The organism is Pseudothauera hydrothermalis (genome assembly GCF_003345255.1).
Taxonomy (GTDB): Bacteria; Pseudomonadota; Gammaproteobacteria; order Burkholderiales; family Rhodocyclaceae; genus Pseudothauera; species Pseudothauera hydrothermalis.
This window is the reverse complement of the sequence record NZ_CP029331.1, coordinates 2,296,417-2,318,416: the sequence shown is the minus strand read 5'-3', so window position 1 is coordinate 2,318,416 and position 22,000 is coordinate 2,296,417. Positions and strand designations below refer to the sequence as shown.

The following is a 22,000-nucleotide window of genomic DNA, read 5'->3' as shown; positions in this document are numbered from 1 at the left end:
GCATCGTCACCCCAGGCAGAGCCGATCCACAACCCAACGATCAGCGGCAGCAGCCAGTTCGGTGCAGATTGGCGCTGAATGGGATGTATGCGGCGCATGGGCACGCGGCGGGGGGGGGGGCGCAGCGAGAGACGCCGCGCGTCGCAACCGCGCCTGCTCGCGTTGCTGGGGTGACATGCCCAACCCCACCAGCCAGGCAGACAAGAATCCCAGAATCGCCGCGGCAATGAACGGCAAGGTGGTCAAGGGCAACAGCCCATACATGAGCACCGCGAAGACAAAGCCCCAGAACCAGCCCGCCGCGTCGACGGCCGTCAGTTCCACCCACAGCACCACGAATCCCACGCCATACCAGAACCACAGGTGGCTGCCTTCCTGCTCGCAGGCGTAGTCAAACGCTGTGGGACCCGGTTGCGCCCGCGAGGACACGATCTGGCATTTGCGACGACGAGGTTGTGTTGTCGGTGCGAGCGCGTCGAGCTTGCGTTGCAGCCTTCGATACCAGGGCCGTCGGCGAATGAACCGATCCCACCCTTGCCACACCGCCACGGCGTTGGAGAGATACCAGGGCCGGCGCACGGGTTCTCGCTGCCATGGGCTTTTTCCGAGCTTGCGCCAGAGCCCATCCAGCCATAGCGACAGCAGACAAAACGGCAATAGCAGCCACCAGGGAAAGCGCAACAGCGACGCCAGCCCCACGAGTGCGCCGACGATCGCCACCGCCACCACGAAGGCAACGACGGCGTAGAGTGCATCGACCTCTGCCGTCGGCGGTGCATCAGCGAACAGCGCCGCCCACCACAGCGGCACTTGCGCATAGACCCACCCCTCGGCATGAGCAGGAAAGCGCCGGCGCAGAAAGACGCGCCAGGGGAAAGGGCCTTGACGATTGCTCATCGGTTTTTCTCCCGCCAGCGGCTCATGCGCACCCACACCGGCTCCGGTGTGTGCTCGAGATCGGGGTTTCGCAGCCAGACATCCCATTCGGCCATCGCCTGACGGGCAAACGCTTGCCTTTGCGGGCTGCGCCAGTATTCCCGAGCCCAATCATCCTCCCGCCCTTCGGGCGGATCGGCATCGAGGTGGTCGAGGAAATTCTGCCGGCATTGCCGCAGTGTAGGCGAGATCGGATCGCCTTCCTCATCCGTCTCGGCGTCCAGTGGCGGCGGCAAACGGCTCAGCATGGACCCGATCGGCCAGCGGCAGATGTCGCAGACATCAGCCTCAAGCTCTTCCTCTTCCATGCACGGATAGCCACAACACGGGCACACCACGCAAAGCGGCGACACACCCAGGCGCATGAAGGCAAGCCGCCGCCGGTCGATGGCATTGAGCGCCGCTTCGTCGAACACCGGCCCTTCGGCCACCGGCCAGCGGCAGGCGGTATTTTGCCCGGCGTAGAACGCGTCGCCTTCGGATAGCCGGCCGTCCTCCCAATAGAGCACCCAGCGGCGGCCGTCCTGATGCACGAGCCGCGCCCGACGGCCTTGCTCATCGATGAAGGCGCTCCCCTCGCCGATCGGCAGCCGCGACAACAGGGCGCGCACCGTCTCGGCCTGAAGCGCGTACATTGCCTGCTGGGCGCGGTAATAGGCGCGCACGAGCGGCTTGGACGAAAAGCCGGCGAACTCATCGTCCGGCTCCTCGGCCTCGTCCGGGCCATAAAGCGCGATGTCCTGCGCGCGCTGGATCAGCGCCCGGCAGGATTTGTCGTTGTCCGAAGTTTCCAGTCCCAACGCCTGCCGCGCGGCAGCGAGCGCATCGAGCACGTGGCGGGCAAAGGCCATCTCGCGCAAGATGTAGCGGGCGGGGTCCTGGGCGTATTCGCAGCCATGCCTGCGCGAGCGCAGATGATGCGCAAGCAAGAGCCAAAACCAGGCGATCAGCGCCTCGCGCGGCCAGGGAGCGGGCTTGACCGTTGCAAAGGTGGCGAGGTTGGGTAGTCTCTCCCACGGCATGTCGCGCATCGGTTCCGGGATGCTCGTCTCCTCACGGCGCTCCCATTCGATCCAGGGCAGCGTTTCATCCCCAAAGTACGCCGCCCACAATGCGCTCCAGCGGTGCAGGAACTGCGCGCGCTCTTCTTCCCTGGTCAGCGCCTGCAGCAGCCGTTCGGGTTCGTTGCGGCACCCGTACTGTGTGCGAGCGAGGGTGAAGGAAAGGCGCCCTTCTGTACCTGCCTTTGCGATGAGATAGACGGCGCTGCCTTCTTCGTCGATACGGCACGATGCTGGTTCCATCCCCCAGGCGACCGCCAGAGACCAGGCCCACAGGGGCGCAAGGGGCGAGAAGACCTTGCTCATCATCACTGGGGGAAAATCTGCATCGGGATGTTCGATCGCCAGCCGAATCCAGCCGGCTTCAGGAGGCGAGAGCGAAAACGCCGGCGACGAAGCCAGTGCGACGGCCTCGCCGGTGGCGAGCCCGTCGGGTTGGGTGAAGTCGAGTCGTGCGCAGCTCATAAAGCAAGCATGCCACACTGTGAGGCTCAAAAATTGAGCCTCACGTTACGGTAATCCCCCGGCCAATGAGTGGTTTCGAAAGTAGAAGCTTCTCGGGAAGGGACGCGGATGCGGGTGCGGATTCCGCGCCGCGCGCCAGACGGTCCGCCTTTAGCCAGCGCGGATACGCTGGATCAGCGCGGTGGTTGAGCGTGGATGGACAAAGGGGATGGCGTGCACGCTGCCGCCCCAGCCGCGCACTTCGGCGGCCCCGACGATGCGCTCGGGCGTCCAGTCGCCGCCTTTGACCAGCACCTCCGGGCGGCAGGTCACGATGCGGGCCAAGGGGGTGTCGTCATCGAACCAGGTGACCAGGTCCACGCAGGCCAACGCTGCGATCACCGCCAAGCGGTCTTCGAGCGGATTGACCGGACGGTCCGCGCCCTTGCCCAGGCGGCGTACCGAGGCATCGGTGTTGAGCGCCACCGCCATGGCTGCGCCCAGCGCGCGCGCCTGCGCCAGGTAGGTCACATGGCCGCGGTGCAGGATATCGAAGCAGCCGTTGGTAAACACCAGCGGGCGGGGCAGTGCGGCTACGCGGTTGGCAAGCGCTTCGGGCGGACAGATCTTGTTTTCGAAAGCGGGGCGGGGGTAGTCCATGGGCGGGAGCGGGATGCAGCGGGTGGCGTCGGCTGGCGGGGATTCTAGCAGCGCCTCAGGCCGCTTCGGCGCTGTCGAGGGGGTCGGCTTCGGACTTGTCTTCCGCCGGGGGCGCTATGCCGGCCTCCAGCGCCAACAGGTGGCGGGCGGCCTTGGCGGTCTGCTCGGCCGCACGGCGCAGCAAGCTGGCGTGACGCAGCAACGCTTGCATGTCGGCAATGCTCAATTGTGCGTGCGCACCGGCCACCAGCAGCGCTTCTTTGAGGCGGGCGTAGGCGTTTTCGGCCGCCTGCAGGGCGGCCTCGATCTGCGCTGCGGGGTGAGCCGTGTCCGCTTGCTCGGCGGCGCCGGCCAGGGCATCGAGTGCCTGCAGGAAAACGGTTTGGGCATCCATCAGGTGGGTTGCCAGCGGGGCCAGGCGCGGAGCCAGCGCGGCGGCCTGCAAGCTGCCGTCGACCGCGTTTTCCTGGTATTGCAGCACGCGCAGGCTGCGGGCCAGCGCATCGACCAGCGTGGGCGGCAGGATGGCTGCATTGAGCCGGCTGGCATATTCGGCCATGCTGTGCGACAGCGCGGTGAGCACCTCGCGCTGCGCGCGGATGCTGTCTTCGGCAGCCGGCCGGGCAGCCGCAGCGCGCAGACAACTGGCCGCCAGCGCCTGGGTGCGGCCCAGTTCCAGGCGCAGCGCACGCAGCGCCAGGTCCGGCACGCTGGCCGCATTGGCGTCCAGGTAGCGCGGGCGGGCGCGCTCTTCTTCACGGCTGGTGAAGTGGCGCGACAAGGTGCGCAGCAGCCAGCCGCTGGTGGGCACCATGAGCAACACCCCGAGCAGGTTGAACACGGTGTGGAACATGGCGATGGTGACCGCGGGGGTGGCCGGCTGGTCGAGCCAGTCGCGCAGCAGGCCGAGCAAGCCGATCAACAGCGGCAGCAGGGCCAGTGCCACTGCACCGGTGATCAGGTTGAAGAACACGTGCGAGGCGGCCAGTCGACGGGCGTTGGAGGTGGCGCCTACCGCCGACAGGATGGCGGTGAAGGTGGTGCCGATATTGGTGCCGATGACCATCGCGCAGGCCGCTTCGATACTCATCAAGCCGCCCGAGGCGGCGGTGATGACGATGGCGATGACCGCCCCGGAAGCCTGCATCAGCACCGTCATCAAGGTGCCGATGCCGACCAGCATCAGATAGCCCGACAGGCTCTGGCCGACGTATCGACCGATGTCGATGTCCGCTCCAAGGGACGAAAAGGTGTCCTTGAGCACGTCGATGCCAAGAAACAGCACGCCGAAGCCGGCCAGCGCCTGCCCCAGCGCGCGTGGGCGCTGGCCGCGGGCGATCAGCATGGTGGCGGCGCCGATGCCGACGAAGGGCAGGGCGAAGGCGTCGATCTTGAAGCTAAAGCCCAGCCAGGCCACCAGCCAGGCATTCATCGTGGTGCCGACGTTGGAACCGAAGATCACCCACAGGGCGTTGCCAAGCGACAGCAAGCCGGTGTTCACAAAGCCGATGCTGGCCACCGTGACCGCCGAGGACGATTGCACCAGTGAGGTAATCAGGATGCCGGCGGCCAAGCCCTTGAGCCGGGTCGAGGTGGAGCGTTGCAGCAAGTCCTCCAGCGCGCGGCCTGCGGCCAGCTTGAGACCGTCGGTCAGTAAGTGCATGCCGAGCAGAAACAGCCCCACCCCTCCGAAAGCGCCGGCGAACATGGCGTACAGGGAAGGGGCGGCGTTGTCCACAGTCGGCTCCTAGGTAAGCTCCAGGCCGCGACACCGGCCTGTGTAGCGCAAGCGTAATACGCCATCGGGGCGGCGAAAAGCGCCCGGTGTTGGTCAACTGCGATGCTCGGTGCGCCACTCGTGCAGGGCAGTGAGCGCATCGTTCAGATCTTCGATGACCCGCACCCCTTCCAGCCGCCGACCCTTGCCCCGTACCGCGGCGCCGCCCGCCCACATGGCGATCTCTGGCGGCAGCATGGCGCGCAGCGTGTTCAGGCCCTCGATTGCCTGACGTGAAGGGAAGGCCGCACTGAACGACAGCGCCACGATATCGAAGCCGCCGGCGGTGGCGGCGCTGCGGATATCGCTCATCGGTGTCTGCGTGCCCAGCGAGACGCAGGCGGCTCCCTCGGGCACCAGCATGGCTTCGGCCATCAGCAGGCCCAGGGCGTGCTGTTCATCCGGAAAGGTGGTGAGCAGGATGCGCGGCCGCCCGCCCGCCGCCGTTTGCGAACCGATCGCGCTGCGCAGCACGTTTTGCACCTGTTCGGTGTACAGATGTTCCTCCGGCACGTCGATGTCGCCGCGCATCCAGGCGTGGCCTACACACTCGTTCAATGGCGCCAGCGTGTCGGCGACAAAGCGTTGCAAGCCCTGCTTGAGCAGCAGTTGGTGCAGTGCGGCGCGCAGTTCGTTACTGCGATGCAGGCGCAGCAGTTGCAGCAGGGCTGCTTTGCGCGTGCTGCGCGAAGTCTCGATTGCGCCCGGTTCAGTGCGGTCGAGTAGAGCCGCCAGTTCCTCGGTGCTCAGCCGCACCAGGGCCGACGGCCGCTTGCCTTGGTCCATCAGCCGGCGCATCAGGCGTAGCTTGTCCACCTGGTCCGGGGGGTAGAGGCGCTCGCCGCGCGGATCGCGTAAGGGGGCCGGAAACCCGTAGCGGCGCTCCCAGATTCGCAAGGTGTCCTTGGCGATGCCGGTGTCGCGTTCGACGGCGGCAATGCCCATGGCTTCCGCGTCAGCATGGTGGTCAGACAAGGTATTTGACATTTGTCCTGGACAAATCATTGACATCAAAGTGTGCTGAGCCTATCTTAGGTCTGTGGCCCGCTTTTGTCCACGACAAAAACGGGGTTAATCTGGTGTGTCGAAGCCTGCACTGGGGCGGTGTGCGCCAAGTGTACGGCTTTGCCCAATTTGTCCAAGACAAACCTTGGAGGTGTCATGAACGCGCCCGAATCCATTTTCCTTCCGGATATTCAGTCCATCCGCGACCATCGCGCGCTGGCCATCGAGCAGGTGGGCATCCGCGGCTTGCGCTATCCGCTGACCTGGCGTGGAGCCGATGGCACCGTGGTGGCGACCGTGGCCACCTTGGCGCTGAGCGTGGGCCTGCCGGCCGAACAAAAAGGCACGCACATGTCGCGCTTTGTGGAGTTGGTCGAAGCCAAGCGCGATGCGCTGGATCTGTCCGGTTTGCGGACCCTGTTTGCCGACATGCTGGCGCGCTTAGGCGCGACATCCGGTCGGCTGGAGGCCGCCTTTCCCTGGTTCATTCGCAAGCGCGCGCCGGTGTCAGGCGTGGAAAGTTTGCTCGATGTCGACGCTGCGCTGCGGGTGGAGCAGCCCCCCGGGGATCTGCCGCAGACCACCATGCGGGTGGTGGTGCCGGTGACCAGCCTGTGCCCGTGCTCGAAGGAGATTTCAGCCTACGGAGCGCACAACCAGCGTTCGCAGATCACCCTGGAAGTGGTGCTGCGTGAAGACATGAGCTTCGAAGAGCTGGTGCGCATCGCCGAGGAGGAAGCCTCTTGTGAGCTTTTCGGCCTGCTCAAGCGTCCGGACGAAAAATGGGTGACCGAGCGCGCCTACGACAACCCGAAGTTCGTCGAAGACCTGGTCCGTGACATCGCCCTGCGGCTGCGCGCCGAGCCGCGGATTGCCGCGTGGCAGGTGGCTTCGGAGAACTTCGAGTCCATCCACAACCATTCCGCCTGGGCCACGATCAGCGGCGCCAACGGTTGAGCCTGTTAGGGGGCGGCCATGAAGATGGGGGAACTGGACCGGGTGCTCACCGGCGGCAGCCAGCGGATTGCGGTGGTTGGCTCGGGCATTGCCGGACTGGCCTGCGCCCTGCTGCTGAACCGACATGCGCGGGTGACCCTGTATGAAGCCAGTGAGCGTCTGGGCGGACACAGCCACACGGTGGATGTCGACATCGCAGGGCGGCGTCTGGCGGTCGACACCGGCTTTCTGGTGTTCAACCGCCGCACTTACCCGGAGCTCGTCGCGCTGTTTGGCATGCTTGGCGTCGAGGCGGTGGAAAGTGAGATGTCATTTTCGGTGAGCCTATCCGAACCGGCGCTGGAATGGGCGGGTTCCAACCTGGCCACGCTGTTCGCCCAGCCGGAAAATCTGCTGCGGCCGGCCTTTCTGGGCATGTTGCGCGACATTTTGCGCTTTAACGCCGCGGCCACCCGAATGGCCGCCGGCGGCGCGCCAAGCCCCGATCTGGCGCTGGGCGACTACCTCGACCGTGAGCGTTACGGCGACGCTTTCCGTCATTGGTATCTGTTGCCGATGGCGGCGGCGATCTGGTCCTGCCCGACGCGCACCATGCTGGATTACCCCTTCTCCACTTTTGCGCGCTTTTGCCACAACCACGGGCTGTTACAGATTTTCAACCGCCCAAGATGGCTGACGGTGCGCGGTGGGGCGCGCGAATACGTGCGACGTATCGCCGCGCGACTCGACGATGTGCGCACCGCCACGCCGGTGTTGAGCGTCGAACGCGGTGCCGACGGGGTTCGTTTGTACACCCGCGGCGGCGGCGAATACTACGACCAGGTGGTGTTTGCCTGTCACAGCGACCAAACCTTGCGTATTCTGGGTGCGGACGCAAGTGCCGATGAACGCGCAATCTTAGGCGCGGTGCGCTATCAGCCCAACCGCGCGGTGCTGCATACCGACCCGGCGCTGCTGCCGCACCGGCGCAAAGTGTGGTCGGCCTGGAACTACCTGGCCGGGCGCGGCGCGGCCAGCGAACGGCCGGTGTCGGTGAGCTATCTGCTCAACCGCCTGCAACCTTTGGGTGTAGACACCCCGGTGGTGGTTTCCCTCAACCCTTTCCGCGAACCGGCCGCAGACAAAGTGCTGCGCGTCATCGATTACGCCCATCCGGTGTTCGACCGCGCGGCCATTGCCGCCCAGTCCCGGCTGCATCAAATCCAGGGGGTGCGGCGCACCTGGTTTGCCGGCGCATGGACCGGCTATGGTTTTCATGAAGACGGGCTGCGGTCGGCGTTGGCGGTGGCGCGTGCGCTGGGCGTTGAGATTCCCTGGCAAACGCCGGCGCGTAAGGAGCTGACCGCATGAACCTGATCCGTTACCGCCCCTCGCTCGCGCCGGCGGTGTGCTTTGGCGCGGTGATGCATGAGCGCGCAGGCCAAGCGCACAATCGCTTCTGCTATCGCCTAGCCTTCCTGCGCGTGCCGCTATCGGCCTGGGATGGGCTCAAAGTGCCGCTACTGGCGGTGGATAGACCCGGCATTTTCAGCTTGCGTGCCGCCGACCATGGGGCGCGCGATGGCAGCCCGCTGTTGCCGTGGATACGCGACAAACTCGAAGCGCACGGACTGGCCGAGGTCTGCGACGGCGAAGTGGTATTGCAGACCATGCCGCGGCTATTCGGTTACGTGTTCAATCCGGTCAGTTTCTGGTTCTGCCACGACCGCGAAGGTTACCTGCGGGCGGTGCTGGCCGAGGTCAACAACACCTTCGGCGAACGCCACAACTACTTGGTGCATCACCCCGACCTGCGTCCGATCGGCTTTGGCGACGAATTGCGGGTGCCCAAGGTGTTTCATGTTTCGCCCTTTTTCCCGGTGCGCGGGCAATACCGCTTCCGCTTTGCTTCCGCCGGGCCATTGCATACGGTGCGTATCGACTACTGGGAAGACGGCGTATGCCGGCTGGCCACCCGCATCGGCGGGCAGGCGCGGCCATTGAGCGGCGCGGCCATGTGGCGCTGGCTAAGCCGCTTTCCGTTGATGACTTTGGGTGTGACCGCCCGCATTCATTGGCAAGCGCTGCGCCTGTGGCGCAAAGGCGCCACGTTCTTTCACAAACCCATGCCGCCGTTGGAGGAGACGACGCGATGAAAGCTACCGACACGACCGTCACCCGTGGGTTGGTGCAGCGCGATACACGCTGGCTGGGGCATCAGCCCGCTGCTACCCGTTTGGCGCTGGCACTATTGCAGCGCCTGGAAGGCGGGGCGCTGGCGCTGGAACTGCCCGACGGCGCGACGCTGCGCTTGGGCCATGGTCCTTTGAAGGCCCACTGGCGGGTGCGCGAGCACACGGTGTTCGACGCCGTGCTGGCACGCGGCGACATCGGCCTGGGCGAAACCTACATGGCTGGTGCCTGGGACACCGACCAGCTTACCGGCCTGCTCGGTTTGCTGGCCGCCAACCGCGCCCAGCTCGGCCAAGCAGTGTACGGCCGGCGCTGGCGCCTGCTGGCCCACCGGCTCGGTCATCTGCTGCGCGCCAACACCCGCCGCGGCGCACGGCGCAACATCGAGGCGCATTACGACCTGGGCAACGATTTTTACGCCCTGTGGCTGGATTCGACCATGAGCTATTCGGCCGCGCTGTTTGCGTCGCCGGTCGAGGCGCTGGAGGACGCTCAGCGTCGCAAGTACCGCCGGGTGCTGCAACGGCTGGGGGCGCGAGCCGGGCAGACCATTCTGGAAGTCGGTTGCGGCTGGGGCGGCTTTGCCGAGGTGGCGGCCACCGAGTTCGGTTGCAAGGTGCTCGGTCTGACCTTGTCGCCGGCGCAGCTCGAATGGGCGTGTGCGCGCGCCGAGCGCGGCGGCTGGCAGGACATGGCCAGTTTTGCCCTGTGCGACTACCGCGACGTGCGCGGCCAGTACGACCACATCGTCTCCATCGAGATGATCGAGGCGGTGGGCGAGCGCTTCTGGCCGGTGTACTTCGCGCGCCTGGGCAGTCTGCTGCGCCCCGGCGGGGGCTGCGTGATCCAGGCCATCACCATCGCCGACGAGCTGTTCGCGCGCTACCGGCGCGGCACCGACTTCATTCAGCAGTACATCTTCCCCGGCGGCATGCTGCCTTCGCCGCAGGCCATCCAGCGCCAGGTCGAGCAGGCAGGGTTGGCAGTGGTAGACGACTTTGCTTTTGGCGGCGATTACGCGCGCACCCTGCGGCATTGGCATGAGGCTTTCCTTGCACGTCTGGGCGAAGTGCGTGCGCAAGGCTTTTCCGAGCGTTTCGTGCGCATGTGGCGCTTTTACTTGTCGTACTGCGAAGCGGGCTTTTTGTGCGGCGACATCGATGTGCATCAGCTCGAGCTGCGCCATGCGCAAAGGATGACGTAATGGGCCGGATGCGTAGCCTGGCACTGTTCGCTGTGCTCACTTGGGCGGTGAGTGCGGCTGCGCATTTGCCGGCGCAGGCGCTCGACTATGCGCCGACCTTGCGTTTGCATGCCAGTGCACCGTTGCGTCTGTTCGGCATTCACGTGTATGACGCTGAGCTGTGGGTGAGCGGCGAGCGCTATGTTCCGCAGCAAGCGCATGCGCTGTCCTTGCGGTACCGGCGGGCGATCGATGCCGCCCGCCTGGTCGACACCAGCATCGACGAGATGCGCCGCTTTGGCGCGGCAGACGAAACGCGCCTGGCGCGCTGGCGCCAAGAACTGGCGCGTGCCTTGCCCTCGGTGCAAGCGGACGAGCGCATTGTCGGCCTGCACCTGCCGGGGCGCGGCGCGGTGTTCTGGCACCAGGGGCGACTGACCGCCGAAATCCATGACGCCGAACTGGCCCACCGCTTTTTTGCCATCTGGCTGGACGAGCGCACCCGTAAGCCGGCGCTGCGCGCCCGCCTGCTCGGTGAGGTTGCGCGGTGAGCGGCCGCTGCGCCCTGGCGCTGGATACGCCTACCCGCGACGGCCTGCTGGCTTATGGTGCCCTCGGTCTGCCACTGGCTTTTGCTGCGCTGCCGATTTATGTGCATGTGCCCAAGCTCTATGCCGACGGCCTCGGCCTGCCGTTGGCCGCGGTGGGTGTCGTGTTGCTTGCGGTGCGGGTCGTGGATGCGCTCACCGATCCGCTGCTCGGTTGGGCGAGCGACCGCTGGGCGAGCCGGCCGCAGTGGGTGCTTGCCGCCTTGCCGGCGCTGGCCTTGGGGCTGATCGCCTTGCTCGCCCCGCCGGCCGGAGCCGGCCTGGTCTGGCTGGCGCTCGCCCTGGTGGCGGTGACGCTCGCCTGGTCGGCGGCAAGCATCGCCTATCACGCCTGGGGCGCGGAACTACAGGCCGGCACGCACGAGCGCACCCGGGTCACCGCGGTGCGCGAAGGCTTTGCGTTGGCCGGGGTGATGCTCGCCGCAGCCTTGCCTTCGATGCTGGCGGCCGACGAAGTGGCGGGTCTAGCGCGCTTGGCTTGGCTGTTTCCGCTTTTGCTTGCACTTTTTGCCGGCTGGACCCTGTTGCGCGCGCCGCGCACCCCCCGCCAGCCGGTGCGCCAAGCCCTCTTTGCGGGGCTTGTGGCCGCACTTGCGCACCGGCCGTTCCGTCGCCTGCTCACGGTGTTCGCGGCCAATGGCATCGCCGCGGCGATTCCCTCGGTATGCGTGTTGTTCTTCGTCGCCGACGTGCTGCAGGCGCCAAGCTATGCCGGGCTGTTTCTAATGCTTTACTTTGCCGCCGGTGCGGCAAGCCTGCCAGCCTGGGTGGCGCTGGCCGCGCGCGTTGGCAAGCGGCGCGCCTGGGGTGTGGCCATGGCGCTGGCGATGGCGGTGTTCGTCTGGGCCTGGACCCTGGCGGGCGGGCAGACTGTCGCTTTTGCGCTGATCTGCCTGTTGTCCGGCGCTGCACTCGGTGCGGACCTGGCCCTGCCGCCGGCGATGCTGGCCGACCAGTTGGCGCGCTATGGCGGGGGCGGCGCTTCGCCCGCGGGGGCGTGGTTCGGCTGGTGGAACCTGGTCACCAAGGCCAACCTGGCGCTTGCCGCCGGGCTGGCGCTGCCGTTGCTCGGCTGGCTGGGCTATCAACCCGGCGCGCGTGAGGCCGCCGCGCTGGATGCATTGGCGGCGGTGTATGCCCTGCTGCCGGTGCTGCTCAAGGGCGGCGCGCTGGCCCTGTTGCTCGCCTGGCGCGGTGATCTGGAATCCGAGGGAGAAATGCAATGAGACGACTGCTGGCGATGTTCGCGCTGCTGGCCGCGCTCAGCGGCTGCGCGACGGTGGAGGTGGGAGAGTACGCAATGGAGAAGCCTACGCTCGATCTGCGCGAGTATTTCAACGGCACACTGGACGCTCACGGCATCTTCCAGGACCGCAAGGGCCGGGTGGTCAAACGCTTTCATGTGCTGATCCAGGCGCGCTGGGAGGGCGACACCGGCACCCTGGACGAACACTTCACCTATGCGGACGGCAGCACCCAGCGCCGGGTGTGGACGCTCGTCCGCCAGCCTGACGGCAGCTACCGCGGACGTGCCGACGACGTGGTCGGCGAGGCGGTGGGTGAGCTTTCCGGCAATGCGCTGCGCTGGCGTTATGTGCTGGCCCTGCCGGTAGATGGCAAGGTGTATCAGGTCGATTTCGACGACTGGATGTTTCTGATGGATGAGCGTGTGATGCTCAACCGCTCGGTGATGAGCAAGTGGGGCTTGCGGCTGGGCGAGGTCACACTGTCCTTCTACAAACGGCCGCAATGATGAGTCTGAACACGCCGATCGCCGACTGGCAGGGCCGGCGGGTGTGGCTGGTCGGCGCGTCCTCGGGCATCGGCGCCGAGTTCGCCCGCCAGCTTGCCGGCCGTGGCGCGCGCCTGGCGCTGAGTGCGCGCAGCGAGCAGGGTCTGCACGCGGTGGCAGACGATTGTCTACACGCCGGTGCCGCGGACGTCCGGGTGGAGCCGGCGGATGTGACCCGCAGCGGCGATCTGCCGCGGGTGCGCGACCGCCTGCTGGCCGCCTGGGGCGGTATCGACCTGGCGGTGCTCAACGCCGGCACCTACCGGCCGCTGCGCGCCTGGGAACTGTCGCCCGAGGCGGTACGCGAGACCTTGTCGGTGAATCTGCTTGGCGTCATGGACGGCGTGGCCGCGCTGGTGCCGACGCTGCTGGCGCAGGCCAGCCGCGGCGAACCCGCGGCCCTGGCCATCGTCGGCAGCGTGGCCGGTTACGGCGGGCTGCCGCGCGCGGCGGTCTACGGGCCGTCGAAGGCGGCGCTCGTCAACCTGGCCGAGTCGCTCTACCTCGACCTCGCACCGCGCGGGGTGTCGGTGTTTCTGGTCAGCCCCGGTTTCGTCGCCACCCCGCTGACCGCGCAAAACGACTTCCACATGCCGGCGCTGCAAACCCCACGCCAAGCCGCCGAGGCCATGCTGCGCGGCTTTGCCGCGGGGCGTTTCGAGATTCACTTTCCGCGCCGTTTCTCGCTGGTGCTCAAGGCGCTGCGCCTGCTGCCCTACCGGCTCTATTTTGGCCTGGTGCGCCGGGCCACCGGGCTATGAGCACGACGGATGAACCGCTCGATTCGGTGCTCGAGGCGGGCCTGGACCGTGTGGTGGCGTTTTATCAGACCCTGACGCCCGCTTCACTGGACCAGCTTGCCACGGTCTATGCACCGCAGGCGCACTTCAAAGACCCCTTCAATGAAGTGGTGGGGCTTGCCGCCATCGAAGCCATCTTCAGGCATATGTTCGTCCAGGTTCAGTCGCCCCAATTTACCGTCACAACCCGGCTGCGCGACGGCCGTCAGGGCATGCTGGGTTGGATTTTCGCCTTCGGTCCGCCGCAGCGGCGCATCGAGGTGCGCGGGGTCAGTCATCTGCACCTGGACCGGCAGGGCAGGGTAGTGGCGCACCGCGACTATTGGGATACCGCCGAGGAGTTATACGCCAAGCTGCCGCTGCTCGGAGTGTTGATGCGCGCGCTGCGCCGCCGGTTGTCGGCCACCCAGCGCTGAATGGGCATCCTGTCACGGGCGTCGGGGCGTGACATGCGATAATCCGCCCCTTGTCCGTCCGTATCGGTTCGCTCTCATGAAAATCCTGGTCACCGGCGCCGCCGGCTTCATCGGCATGCACACCTCCGAACGCCTGCTCGCCCGCGGCGACGAGGTGGTCGGCCTGGACAACCTCAACGATTATTACGATCCCCGGCTCAAAGAAGACCGTCTGGCGCGGCTTGCGCCCCACGCCAATTTCCGCTTCGTCAAGCTGGATGTGGCCGATCGCGCCGGCATGGCGCGCCTGTTTGCCGAGCAGGGCTTCGACCGCGTGATCCATCTAGCCGCTCAGGCCGGTGTGCGCTATTCGCTGCAAAACCCGCACGCCTATGTGGACAGCAACCTGGTCGGCTTCATGAACATCTTGGAAGGCTGCCGCCACGGCAAGGTTGGCCACCTGGTCTATGCCAGCAGCTCCAGCGTGTATGGCGGCAACACCCTGATGCCCTTTTCGGAGCACCACAGCGTGGACCATCCGGTGAGCCTGTACGCGGCGACCAAGAAGGCCAACGAGCTGATGGCGCACACTTACAGCCACCTCTACGGTCTGCCCACCACGGGCTTGCGCTTTTTCACGGTGTATGGCCCCTGGGGGCGGCCGGACATGGCGCTGTTTTTATTTACCCGCGCGATCCTGGAAGGCCGTCCGATCGAGGTGTTCAACCACGGCCGCATGCGCCGCGACTTTACCTACATCGACGACATCGTCGAGGGCGTGCTGCGCACGCTGGACCGGGTGGCGGAAGCCGACCCCGGCTTCGATGCCGAGCGCCCGGATCCGGGCCGCAGCAATGCGCCCTACCGCGTGTTCAATATCGGCAATCACCAACCCGTGGAACTGATGGCCTTTATCGAGGCCATCGAGGAGGCGCTCGGCCGCAAGGCGGAAAAGAACTTTTTGCCGCTGCAAGACGGCGACGTGCCCGCCACCTACGCCGATACAACCGAGCTCAACGCGTGGACCGGCTTCGCACCGGCTACGCCGGTGGCCGAGGGGGTGCGGCGCTTCGTAGCGTGGTACCGCGCGTATTACCGGGTTTGAGTCGAGCTGCCGGGCGGTGGGCACCGCTTAGCCCAAGCGGCGCAGGTACTCGCGGGTGAACATGCGCTCGGGCAGTTCGCGCAAGGTCATGGTTTCATAGCTGAGTTCCGAGCGTTCGTCCGCTTTGAGCGCGTCTTCCAGGCTCAGCCGGGTGGGGCGCTCGCGGCCGGCCAGTTCGCGAAAATCCAGATAGCGGCAGGTTTTCAGTAGCCGGCCGGAGAGCGCGTAGAACTCGGCTTTGAGCGGCCAAGTATTGTCTTCGCGTACCCAGTACTTGACCCGCGCGTAGGTCACACCGCGGTCGATGGCTGCCAGATCGAGCGCGTGGCAGGGAAAGCCGTCGACCGTCTCGCTGCCGATCAGGCGCGGCGTGTAGTCGCCGGCAAAATTGGCCCGCGCCAGATCGCCGTTGGCCACCTGTCCGGTGAGCCGCTGAGCGAGCGATAAGCGCACCGGTTGCGATACCGAAGGCATGAAGATCCACAAATCGCGGCCGCGCATCAGCAGCGCCTGGCCGCGCTCGGAGGTCGGCTCCATGGTGAGTACGATGGTGTTTTCATTGCCGCGCGACAGCACCCGGTATTTACGCACATCGCCGGCCTCGCCGTTGTTGAAGTTGCGTACCGTAATGTCGGTCTGGAAGCTCTCCTGCGGAAAGCGGATGGCGTCGGCGCGGGCCACCAGCTCGCGGGCAAGCCCATCTTCGTCGGCCTCGGTCGACCAGGCCAGCCGCGGCGCGGCGAACCCCAGGGCGATCAGCGTCAGCAAGCGGCGCCGGTTGTGTGAGCTTTTCGTCATGGGTACTGTCCTCCTGGCTGCTATGCTGTAGGGAGTCTCAACACCAGTTTGGCCGGCGATATGGCGATCGTACAGGTGGAACACGTCGGAAAGCGCTACCTGCTGGGCGAGCAGGAGGTGCAGGCGCTCACCGATATCAATCTGGCGGTGGAGCCTGGGGTGTTTCTGGCGATCGCCGGCCCGTCGGGCAGTGGCAAGTCTACCCTGCTCAACATCATCGGGTGCATCGACACGCCCACTTCCGGCCGGGTGCTGATCGACGGGCGCGATGTCTCCGGGCAGACCCCGGACCAGCTCGCCGAGCTGCGGGCGCGCACCATAGGCTTCATCTTCCAGTCGTTCAACCTGTTGCCGGTGCTCTCCGCCGAGGAGAACGTCGAATATCCACTGTTGCAACTGCGTGAGCTGTCGCGCGCCGAGCGCGCCGAGCGGGTGCGCTACTACTTGGCGATGGTCGGTTTGTCGAAGTATGCCGCCCACCGTCCCAACCAGCTCTCGGGTGGGCAGCGTCAGCGGGTGGCGATCGCGCGCGCGCTGGCCACCCATTCCAAGGTGGTGTTGGCCGACGAACCCACCGCCAACCTCGACCGCAAAACCGGCGAAGACATCCTGCGGCTGATGAAAGAGATCAACCGCAAATCCGGCACCACCTTCATTTTTTCCACCCATGACCGGCGGGTGATGAACATGGCCGACCGCCTGGTACGTATCGAAGATGGGCAGATCACCGCCCTGGGGCTGCGCGTGGGCGACAAATGGCGGTTCGTGCAAGACCGTCGCCCGGCCGGCGAAGACCCGGAAATCTGACGGAGCGATTCTTTATGCAAGCCAAGCGCCTGCTGCCTTTTTTGCTCACCTTGGGCCTTTGCAGCGCGGCTGCGGCGGCCGATGAGTTCGACGATCTGTTCGACCTGGACGCCGACCCCGCGGCGTCGGCCGATGCGGCCGGCAGCGCGCAGCTCGGGGGGTATGCGGATTTCGGCGCGGCTTACACCTGGTCAGGCCAATCCCATTGGTCCAAGTTGCGCGCGCGGCTGGAGCTCGGCCTCAGCGGCCGTCTGGGCGCGCGCAGCCGCTATAAGCTTTCCGCGCGGGCCGACGTCGATGGCGCCTACTGGCTGGAGGACGATTACTACCACCGCCGGGTGCGGCGCGACCAGCGCACCGACTTCATGATCCGCGAGGCTTACGTCGATTTCGGTGCCGGTGACTGGGAATTCCGCCTCGGCCGCCAGCACGTGGTGTGGGGCGAGATGGTCGGGCTGTTTTTCGCCGACGTGGTCTCGGCGCGCGATCTGCGCGAATTTTTCCTGCCCGAGTTCGAAGCCCTGCGCACGCCGCAATGGGCGGTGCGGGCCGAACGCTTCGGCAGCGACACGCATTTCGAGCTGTTGTGGATTCCTGCTCCCAGCTTCGATGACATCGGCGAGCCCGGCGCAGACTTTTATCCTTTCGCGCTGCCGGCCGGCACCCGGGTGAAGGACCGCAAACCCGCCTCCAGGTTGTCGAACACCAACTGGGGCCTGCGTGTGTCGCGCCTGATCGCCGGCTGGGATCTGTCTGCCTTCCACTACCAAAGCCGCGACGTATCGCCCACGCTGTACCGGGTCGACGGCGCGCTGGAACTACGCCACGACCGCATCCGCCAGACCGGCCTGACCCTGTCGAAGGATCTTGGCAGCATGGTGCTCAAGGGCGAGGCGGTCCACACCCACGGCCGGCGCTTTCTGACTGCGGACCCGGCCGCGCGTTACGGCCTGCATGCTTCGGACACGCTGGACTATGTGATCGGGGTGGACATTCCGCTGCGCGATGTGTGGCGTATCAACCTGCAGTACTACGCGCGGGTGTTTTACGACCATGACCGCCAGATGGGCAGCGACCGTTCCGAAGCCGGCATGACTTTCCTGGTCAGTCGCAAATTTGGCGACCGGCTCGAGGCCGAACTGCTCTATGTGTCCAGCCTCAATCGCCATGACTACATGCTGCGCCCCAAGCTCTCTTACCAGATCACCCCGGAGTGGCGCGGTGTGCTTGGCGCGGATCTGTTCGGCGGACGTCAGGACGCCATTTTTGGCCGCTACCACGACCGCGACCGGGTGTATGTGGAACTTCGCCGCTGGTTTTGAGCCGCGCGGCGTGCGCCTCAGGACGGAGAGCCGGTCACCGGGGAGCGTAAGCGCTCGAACAGCCGCCACTGCTCGTCGATGGAAAAAAAACTGCGATACAGGCTGCGCTGACCGCCGCCTGTGCGGATCAGCCGCTCGGCTTCGGCCAGCGGGATGTGCAGCAGCACCGCCGGTGCGCCCACCCGCGGGCAGATACGCTGCGGTCCGGCCACACGGTAGCCCAGCATGCGTTGGTAATAGCTGCTGTGGCGCGGATGCACCTCGGCGAACAGATCGGTCATGCCATGCACCAGCCGTGCAAGGATGAACACCAGGTGAAAGAACTGGGCCATCAGCACATTCGAGCTGAATTGCGGGTCCACGGCCAGACGGGTGACTTCGCACACGCTGCCGCCGGCGCGGCGCACCGCGTCGATCTGCGGACGGTAGAGCGCGTCGGCAAGCAGCCCGTCGGGCGAGTCGAGACCGAGCGTGACGGTGCCGAATACATGATCCTCGCCGCGGCAGGCCACCAATGTGGTCTGACCGTCGTGGGCCGGCAGATCGGCATGCGTGGCATTGAGGCCACGGGAGGCGTAGAGCTTTTCGATCAGCAGGCTGATGCGGGTGCGCATCGTGTCCGAATGATCGGCCAGGCGGATCTGGTAGCTGCCGCAGTCGAGGCTGAAGTGCTGAGTAACGCTGTGCTGGAGCCTGGTCGGGGCGGGGAGGACAAACGGGGCAAAGGCAGACGGTGTATCGGGTCCGGGCTGAAACGGGGCGAGGTCCGGGTTCAAGGCCGCCTCCCTGGCGATCGTTTGGTGCGAATGTTCCATACTGTAGTCGGCGGTCCGGCCCTGGGGTGTAAGCGGTTGTGTATTTGTTCCTTGGGCGGGACCGGATCGGGCGCTAGCATGGCCACACGATGCGGGGCGAGGGTCTTTCGCGCCGCCACAACAGGGAGCGTACCATGAACGTTATGCGATCGACTGTCGTGGCGCTGTTGCGCCGTGTTGGGCTGGCAGTGGTGGCAGGCGCGCTGCTGGCCGGCTGTGCATCCAGCTATCCGCCGGCGCCGGTGAGCGCGGCCGATTCCCAGTACAACTACCTGATCGGGCCGGGCGATACCGTCAATATCGTGGTGTGGCGCAACCCGGAGCTGTCGATGAGCGTGCCGGTGCGCCCCGACGGGCGTATCACCACCCCGTTGGTCGAGGATTTGCCGGCCATCGGCAAAGATGCCACCACGCTGGCGCGCGACATCGAGCAGGCTCTGGCCAAGTACATCCGCGAACCGGTGGTCACGGTCATCGTGACCGGCTTCGTCGGTCCTTACAGTGAGCAGATCCGCGTGGTCGGTGAAGCGGCCAAGCCGCAGATCCTGCCCTATGTGCAGAAAATGACCTTGCTGGACGTCATGATCGCCGTCGGCGGCATGACCGAATTTGCCGATGGTAACCGTGCTTCCATCTTGCGTACTTCCGAGGGCAACAAGCAGTACAGCGTGCGCATCAAGGATCTGATCAAGGATGGCGATGTGTCGGCCAACGTGGAAATGCGTCCCGGCGATGTGCTGATCATCCCGCAGAGTTGGTTCTGATGACGAACCGGCGCACAACGCGGTTGCCGTCCCCACTGCCGGTGAGCTGAGCCATGGAAGAGCTTCTCAGACAAGGTGTCGGCATTTTGCGCGGCATGTGGCGCTTTCGCTGGTGGGGATTGGCGCTGACCTGGGTGAGCGGCGTGTTGGCGGCGTTCGTGATCTACACCATGCCGGATCGCTACGAATCCACCGCGCGGGTTTTCGTCGACACCCAATCGGTGTTGCGTCCGCTGATGTCTGGCTTGGCGGTACAACCCAACCTGGATCAGCAGGTCGCCATTCTCAGCCGCACGCTGATCACCCGGCCGAACGTCGAAAAGCTGATCAACATGGCCGATCTCAATTTGCAGGTCGATTCGCCGGCCGAGCGCGAACGCTTGATCAACGATTTGATGGGTGCATTGCGCATTGGCAGCACCGGGCGCGACAACCTGTTTACGCTGGCCTACCAGGATGGCGACCCGCAGCGCGCCCAGCGCGTGGTGCAGGCGCTGTTGTCGCTGTTCGTCGAATCCGGCCTGGTCAGCAAGCGACAGGACACCGATGCGGCACGCCGTTTCATCGAAGAGCAGATCCGCCACTACGAGGAAAAGCTCACTGCCGCCGAAAACCGCCTCAAGGACTTTCGGTTGCGCAACATGGCCTTGCTTGGTGCCGGGGCCGGGGGCGACTATCTGAGCCAGGTTGGCGCGGTGCGCGCGCAACTGGACCAGGCACGCTTGGAACTGCGTGAGGCAATCAATTCCCGCGACGCCCTGCGCCGGCAAATGCAGGGCGAAGACCCGGTGCTGTTGCCGCCGCAGTCTGCGGTCGGAGCCAGCGTGTCCATTCCGGAGCTCGACGGACGCATCGATGCGATGCGTAAATCATTGGACACGCTGCTGCAGCGTTTTACCGAGGAACACCCGGATGTCATCGGTGCGCGCCGGGTCATCGAAGATCTGGAGGCGCAAAAGCGTAAAGAGATCGAATTGCGCCGGCAGGCCGGCATCGGCCAGTTCGGCGCCCTGGAGACCAATCCGGTCTATCAGCAGCTCAGGATGCTGCTGTCGGAGACCGAAGCGCGGGTGGCCTCGTTGCAGGCGCGGGTAAGCGAATACGAAGGTCGCTTGGCCAGCTTGCGCGCATCGGCCGGAATGTTGCCCAAGATCGAAGCGGAAATGGCCCAGCTCAACCGCGACTATGAGGTGCACAAACGCAATTACGAAACCCTGGTGCAGCGTCGTGAGTCGGCCAACATTTCGGTGCAGATGGATGCCCAGTCGGGGATCGGCGAGTTCCGGGTGATCGACCCGCCCAGTTTGCCGACCAAGCCGGCAGCGCCCAATCGTGCGCTGCTGATGTTGCTTGCCAGCCTTGCCGCGGTAGGCGTGGGGGTGGCACTGACCTTTCTGATCAGCCAGCTTCGCCCGTCTTTTGCCGATGGGCGCACGCTGCGCGAAGTCACTGGCTTGCCGGTGCTCGGCGTGGTCAGCCGGCTGCGCGATCATCAGCGCGAAACCCAAGAGCGTCGCGGGCGTTACATGTTTGCTGGCGGCGTGGCCGGTTATGCCGGCGCGGTGGCCGCGGTGACCGTTGCCTTGACGATGCTGCAGGGTTAGCCGGAGAAGCCAATGAGCTTGATTGAAAAAGCGGCCGAACGGCTGGAAAAACTCAAGCAGGCAGGCGCCTTGCCCGCCGCGGCCGCACCGTATGACACGGCCGCCTCACCAGGGTGTGCCCTGGCCGAAGCCGCTGGCAAGCCGGCGGAGCCATCCGCGACCGCGCACACCACGCCTGCCGCAGCGCCGATACGGCCCCGCGCCCGGCAGGTCGACATCGATCTGGCGGCGTTGGCGCGCGTCGGCATGGTCACGCCCGATCTGCCACGCAGCCAGATTGCCGAGGAATATCGGGTCATCAAGCGTCCTTTGCTGCGCAATCTGCAAGGCAAGGGCGCGGCCAGAGTGGATAACGGCAACCTGATCATGGTCTCCAGCGCCTTGCCCGGAGAAGGCAAGTCATTTACCGCGATCAACTTGGCGATCAGCATCGCCATGGAGCTGGATCACACCGTGTTGCTGGTCGATGCGGATGTGTCGCGCCCGAGCATCTTGCACCGTCTCGGGCTGCCGCCGGAAAAGGGCTTGATGGATGTGCTGACCGGGCAGTCGGAGCTGGGCGAGGTGTTGCTGCGCACCAATGTGGAGAAATTGTCGATTTTGCCAGCCGGTATGCCCCACCCGCGTGCCACCGAACTGCTGGCCTCGGATGCCATGAACCGGATGCTCGAAGAGATGGCCACGCGCTATGCGGAGCGGGTGATCGTGTTCGATTCGCCGCCTTTGCTGGTGACCACCGAGGCGCGTGAGCTGGCCACTCATATGGGTCAGGTGGTGTTGGTGGTGGAAGCCCATCGCACCACCCATGCCGCCGTCAAGCAAGCGCTGGCGGCCATCGACACCTGCCCAATCAAGCTGTTGGTGCTCAACAAGTCCGATGACCGCGTTCACGGGGGCTATTACGGTTATGGATACGGCTATGGCTATGGCAACGACGCCAGTGCGGACGCGGCCTGAAGCATGCCGCAAGCGCTGGCCGCAGGCGCCTGTGGTGC

Annotated in this window: 22 protein-coding genes; 15 read left to right on the top strand and 7 right to left on the bottom strand. The window is 65.7% G+C overall.

The genetic code is table 11. The features are described 5' to 3' along the window. Positions 1–6 precede the first annotated feature (6 nt). From DIE29_RS11110 to DIE29_RS11090, 5 genes are all read right to left on the bottom strand, one after another. Positions 7–897: a hypothetical protein gene (locus DIE29_RS11110; protein WP_114649910.1), complete on the bottom strand. Its 891-nt coding sequence runs from the start codon at positions 895–897 to the stop codon at positions 7–9. Beyond that, complete coding sequence (locus DIE29_RS11105) at positions 894–2,462, bottom strand: CPCC family cysteine-rich protein (RefSeq protein ID WP_114649909.1); 1,569 nt, start codon at positions 2,460–2,462, stop codon at positions 894–896. Before DIE29_RS11105 ends, DIE29_RS11110 begins: the two co-directional genes overlap by 4 nt. Before the next feature lie 150 nt (positions 2,463–2,612). Continuing rightward, a complete protein-coding gene (gene rfaE2 / locus DIE29_RS11100) occupies positions 2,613–3,101 on the bottom strand; it encodes a D-glycero-beta-D-manno-heptose 1-phosphate adenylyltransferase (protein WP_114649908.1) in 489 nt (162 codons plus the stop codon). A gap of 55 nt (positions 3,102–3,156) precedes the next feature. Then, positions 3,157–4,839: a Na/Pi cotransporter family protein gene (locus DIE29_RS11095; RefSeq protein ID WP_335740051.1), complete on the bottom strand. Its 1,683-nt coding sequence runs from the start codon at positions 4,837–4,839 to the stop codon at positions 3,157–3,159. A 93-nt stretch (positions 4,840–4,932) separates the two neighbouring features. Further along, complete coding sequence (locus DIE29_RS11090) at positions 4,933–5,865, bottom strand: MerR family transcriptional regulator (protein ID WP_237269446.1); 933 nt, start codon at positions 5,863–5,865, stop codon at positions 4,933–4,935. Positions 5,866–6,039: 174 nt separating this feature from the next. Here DIE29_RS11090 and folE2 point away from each other — a divergent pair, with 174 nt between their 5' ends. The 10 genes from folE2 to DIE29_RS11040 all read left to right on the top strand — a co-directional run bounded on the left by folE2 (position 6,040) and on the right by DIE29_RS11040 (position 14,895). Continuing rightward, a complete protein-coding gene (gene folE2, locus DIE29_RS11085; RefSeq protein ID WP_114649906.1) occupies positions 6,040–6,840 on the top strand; it encodes a GTP cyclohydrolase FolE2 in 801 nt (266 codons plus the stop codon). 18 nt (positions 6,841–6,858) lie between these two features. Continuing rightward, positions 6,859–8,190 (top strand): NAD(P)/FAD-dependent oxidoreductase, encoded by a 1,332-nt coding sequence (locus DIE29_RS11080; RefSeq protein WP_114649905.1) that lies wholly within the window; start codon positions 6,859–6,861, stop codon positions 8,188–8,190. Continuing rightward, the gene (locus DIE29_RS11075) at positions 8,187–8,975 is read left to right on the top strand and encodes a DUF1365 domain-containing protein (protein WP_205409728.1); all 789 of its coding nucleotides are present in this window, start codon (positions 8,187–8,189) and stop codon (positions 8,973–8,975) included. Before DIE29_RS11080 ends, DIE29_RS11075 begins: the two co-directional genes overlap by 4 nt. After that, a complete protein-coding gene (locus tag DIE29_RS11070) occupies positions 8,972–10,216 on the top strand; it encodes an SAM-dependent methyltransferase (protein ID WP_114649904.1) in 1,245 nt (414 codons plus the stop codon). The genes DIE29_RS11075 and DIE29_RS11070 overlap by 4 nt, the downstream gene beginning before the upstream one ends. Next, complete coding sequence (locus DIE29_RS11065) at positions 10,216–10,746, top strand: chalcone isomerase family protein (RefSeq protein WP_114649903.1); 531 nt, start codon at positions 10,216–10,218, stop codon at positions 10,744–10,746. Before DIE29_RS11070 ends, DIE29_RS11065 begins: the two co-directional genes overlap by 1 nt. After that, the gene (locus tag DIE29_RS11060; protein WP_114649902.1) at positions 10,743–12,029 is read left to right on the top strand and encodes an MFS transporter; all 1,287 of its coding nucleotides are present in this window, start codon (positions 10,743–10,745) and stop codon (positions 12,027–12,029) included. The genes DIE29_RS11065 and DIE29_RS11060 overlap by 4 nt, the downstream gene beginning before the upstream one ends. After that, a complete protein-coding gene (locus DIE29_RS11055) occupies positions 12,026–12,556 on the top strand; it encodes a DUF3833 domain-containing protein (RefSeq protein WP_102042396.1) in 531 nt (176 codons plus the stop codon). Before DIE29_RS11060 ends, DIE29_RS11055 begins: the two co-directional genes overlap by 4 nt. Next, complete coding sequence (locus tag DIE29_RS11050; protein WP_102042395.1) at positions 12,553–13,356, top strand: SDR family NAD(P)-dependent oxidoreductase; 804 nt, start codon at positions 12,553–12,555, stop codon at positions 13,354–13,356. Before DIE29_RS11055 ends, DIE29_RS11050 begins: the two co-directional genes overlap by 4 nt. Beyond that, entirely contained in the window at positions 13,353–13,811 is a 459-nt protein-coding gene (locus DIE29_RS11045) for a nuclear transport factor 2 family protein (protein ID WP_114649901.1), read from the top strand. The genes DIE29_RS11050 and DIE29_RS11045 overlap by 4 nt, the downstream gene beginning before the upstream one ends. Before the next feature lie 76 nt (positions 13,812–13,887). Beyond that, positions 13,888–14,895, top strand: a complete 1,008-nt coding sequence (locus DIE29_RS11040; RefSeq protein ID WP_114649900.1) for an NAD-dependent epimerase — start codon at positions 13,888–13,890, stop codon at positions 14,893–14,895. A gap of 27 nt (positions 14,896–14,922) precedes the next feature. On the opposite strand, the gene DIE29_RS11035 is transcribed toward DIE29_RS11040, so the two are convergent. Further along, positions 14,923–15,693 carry an outer membrane lipoprotein-sorting protein gene (locus DIE29_RS11035; protein WP_114649899.1) on the bottom strand — a complete coding sequence of 257 codons (771 nt, stop codon included), beginning with the start codon at positions 15,691–15,693 and terminating at the stop codon, positions 14,923–14,925. A gap of 60 nt (positions 15,694–15,753) precedes the next feature. On the opposite strand from DIE29_RS11035, the gene DIE29_RS11030 reads away from it, so the two are divergent. Together DIE29_RS11030 and DIE29_RS11025 are read left to right on the top strand one after the other, a co-directional pair. After that, positions 15,754–16,500, top strand: coding sequence for an ABC transporter ATP-binding protein (locus tag DIE29_RS11030; protein WP_108080485.1), 747 nt, complete (start codon positions 15,754–15,756; stop codon positions 16,498–16,500). Between the two features lie 14 nt (positions 16,501–16,514). Then, positions 16,515–17,822 carry a DUF1302 family protein gene (locus DIE29_RS11025; RefSeq protein ID WP_237269445.1) on the top strand — a complete coding sequence of 436 codons (1,308 nt, stop codon included), beginning with the start codon at positions 16,515–16,517 and terminating at the stop codon, positions 17,820–17,822. A gap of 17 nt (positions 17,823–17,839) precedes the next feature. Here DIE29_RS11025 and DIE29_RS11020 read toward each other — a convergent pair whose 3' ends face one another. Further along, positions 17,840–18,637, bottom strand: coding sequence for an N-acyl amino acid synthase FeeM domain-containing protein (locus tag DIE29_RS11020; protein WP_108080484.1), 798 nt, complete (start codon positions 18,635–18,637; stop codon positions 17,840–17,842). A 134-nt stretch (positions 18,638–18,771) separates the two neighbouring features. On the opposite strand from DIE29_RS11020, the gene DIE29_RS11015 reads away from it, so the two are divergent. The 3 genes from DIE29_RS11015 to DIE29_RS11005 are packed head-to-tail and all read left to right on the top strand — an operon-like array spanning position 18,772 to position 21,962. Further along, positions 18,772–19,401, top strand: a complete 630-nt coding sequence (locus DIE29_RS11015) for an XrtA/PEP-CTERM system exopolysaccharide export protein (RefSeq protein ID WP_205409727.1) — start codon at positions 18,772–18,774, stop codon at positions 19,399–19,401. 53 nt (positions 19,402–19,454) lie between these two features. Further along, positions 19,455–21,005 (top strand): XrtA system polysaccharide chain length determinant, encoded by a 1,551-nt coding sequence (locus DIE29_RS11010; RefSeq protein ID WP_114649898.1) that lies wholly within the window; start codon positions 19,455–19,457, stop codon positions 21,003–21,005. A gap of 12 nt (positions 21,006–21,017) precedes the next feature. Beyond that, complete coding sequence (locus DIE29_RS11005) at positions 21,018–21,962, top strand: XrtA-associated tyrosine autokinase (protein WP_114649897.1); 945 nt, start codon at positions 21,018–21,020, stop codon at positions 21,960–21,962. The last annotated feature ends 38 nt before the right edge of the window (positions 21,963–22,000 follow it).

Bases quoted from the DNA above. Each gene is read 5' to 3' on its own strand.
- DIE29_RS11110 (WP_114649910.1), bottom strand. From the start codon at position 897: ATGAGCAATCGTCAAGGCCCTTTCCCCTGGCGCGTCTTTCTGCGCCGG.
- DIE29_RS11105 (WP_114649909.1), bottom strand. From the start codon at position 2,462: ATGAGCTGCGCACGACTCGACTTCACCCAACCCGACGGGCTCGCCACC.
- rfaE2 (WP_114649908.1), bottom strand. From the start codon at position 3,101: ATGGACTACCCCCGCCCCGCTTTCGAAAACAAGATCTGTCCGCCCGAA.
- DIE29_RS11090 (WP_237269446.1), bottom strand. From the start codon at position 5,865: ATGTCAAATACCTTGTCTGACCACCATGCTGACGCGGAAGCCATGGGC.
- folE2 (WP_114649906.1), top strand. From the start codon at position 6,040: ATGAACGCGCCCGAATCCATTTTCCTTCCGGATATTCAGTCCATCCGC.
- DIE29_RS11080 (WP_114649905.1), top strand. From the start codon at position 6,859: ATGAAGATGGGGGAACTGGACCGGGTGCTCACCGGCGGCAGCCAGCGG.
- DIE29_RS11075 (WP_205409728.1), top strand. From the start codon at position 8,187: ATGAACCTGATCCGTTACCGCCCCTCGCTCGCGCCGGCGGTGTGCTTT.
- DIE29_RS11070 (WP_114649904.1), top strand. From the start codon at position 8,972: ATGAAAGCTACCGACACGACCGTCACCCGTGGGTTGGTGCAGCGCGAT.
- DIE29_RS11065 (WP_114649903.1), top strand. From the start codon at position 10,216: ATGGGCCGGATGCGTAGCCTGGCACTGTTCGCTGTGCTCACTTGGGCG.
- DIE29_RS11055 (WP_102042396.1), top strand. From the start codon at position 12,026: ATGAGACGACTGCTGGCGATGTTCGCGCTGCTGGCCGCGCTCAGCGGC.
- DIE29_RS11050 (WP_102042395.1), top strand. From the start codon at position 12,553: ATGATGAGTCTGAACACGCCGATCGCCGACTGGCAGGGCCGGCGGGTG.
- DIE29_RS11045 (WP_114649901.1), top strand. From the start codon at position 13,353: ATGAGCACGACGGATGAACCGCTCGATTCGGTGCTCGAGGCGGGCCTG.
- DIE29_RS11040 (WP_114649900.1), top strand. From the start codon at position 13,888: ATGAAAATCCTGGTCACCGGCGCCGCCGGCTTCATCGGCATGCACACC.
- DIE29_RS11035 (WP_114649899.1), bottom strand. From the start codon at position 15,693: ATGACGAAAAGCTCACACAACCGGCGCCGCTTGCTGACGCTGATCGCC.
- DIE29_RS11030 (WP_108080485.1), top strand. From the start codon at position 15,754: ATGGCGATCGTACAGGTGGAACACGTCGGAAAGCGCTACCTGCTGGGC.
- DIE29_RS11025 (WP_237269445.1), top strand. From the start codon at position 16,515: ATGCAAGCCAAGCGCCTGCTGCCTTTTTTGCTCACCTTGGGCCTTTGC.
- DIE29_RS11020 (WP_108080484.1), bottom strand. From the start codon at position 18,637: ATGGAACATTCGCACCAAACGATCGCCAGGGAGGCGGCCTTGAACCCG.
- DIE29_RS11015 (WP_205409727.1), top strand. From the start codon at position 18,772: ATGAACGTTATGCGATCGACTGTCGTGGCGCTGTTGCGCCGTGTTGGG.
- DIE29_RS11010 (WP_114649898.1), top strand. From the start codon at position 19,455: ATGGAAGAGCTTCTCAGACAAGGTGTCGGCATTTTGCGCGGCATGTGG.
- DIE29_RS11005 (WP_114649897.1), top strand. From the start codon at position 21,018: ATGAGCTTGATTGAAAAAGCGGCCGAACGGCTGGAAAAACTCAAGCAG.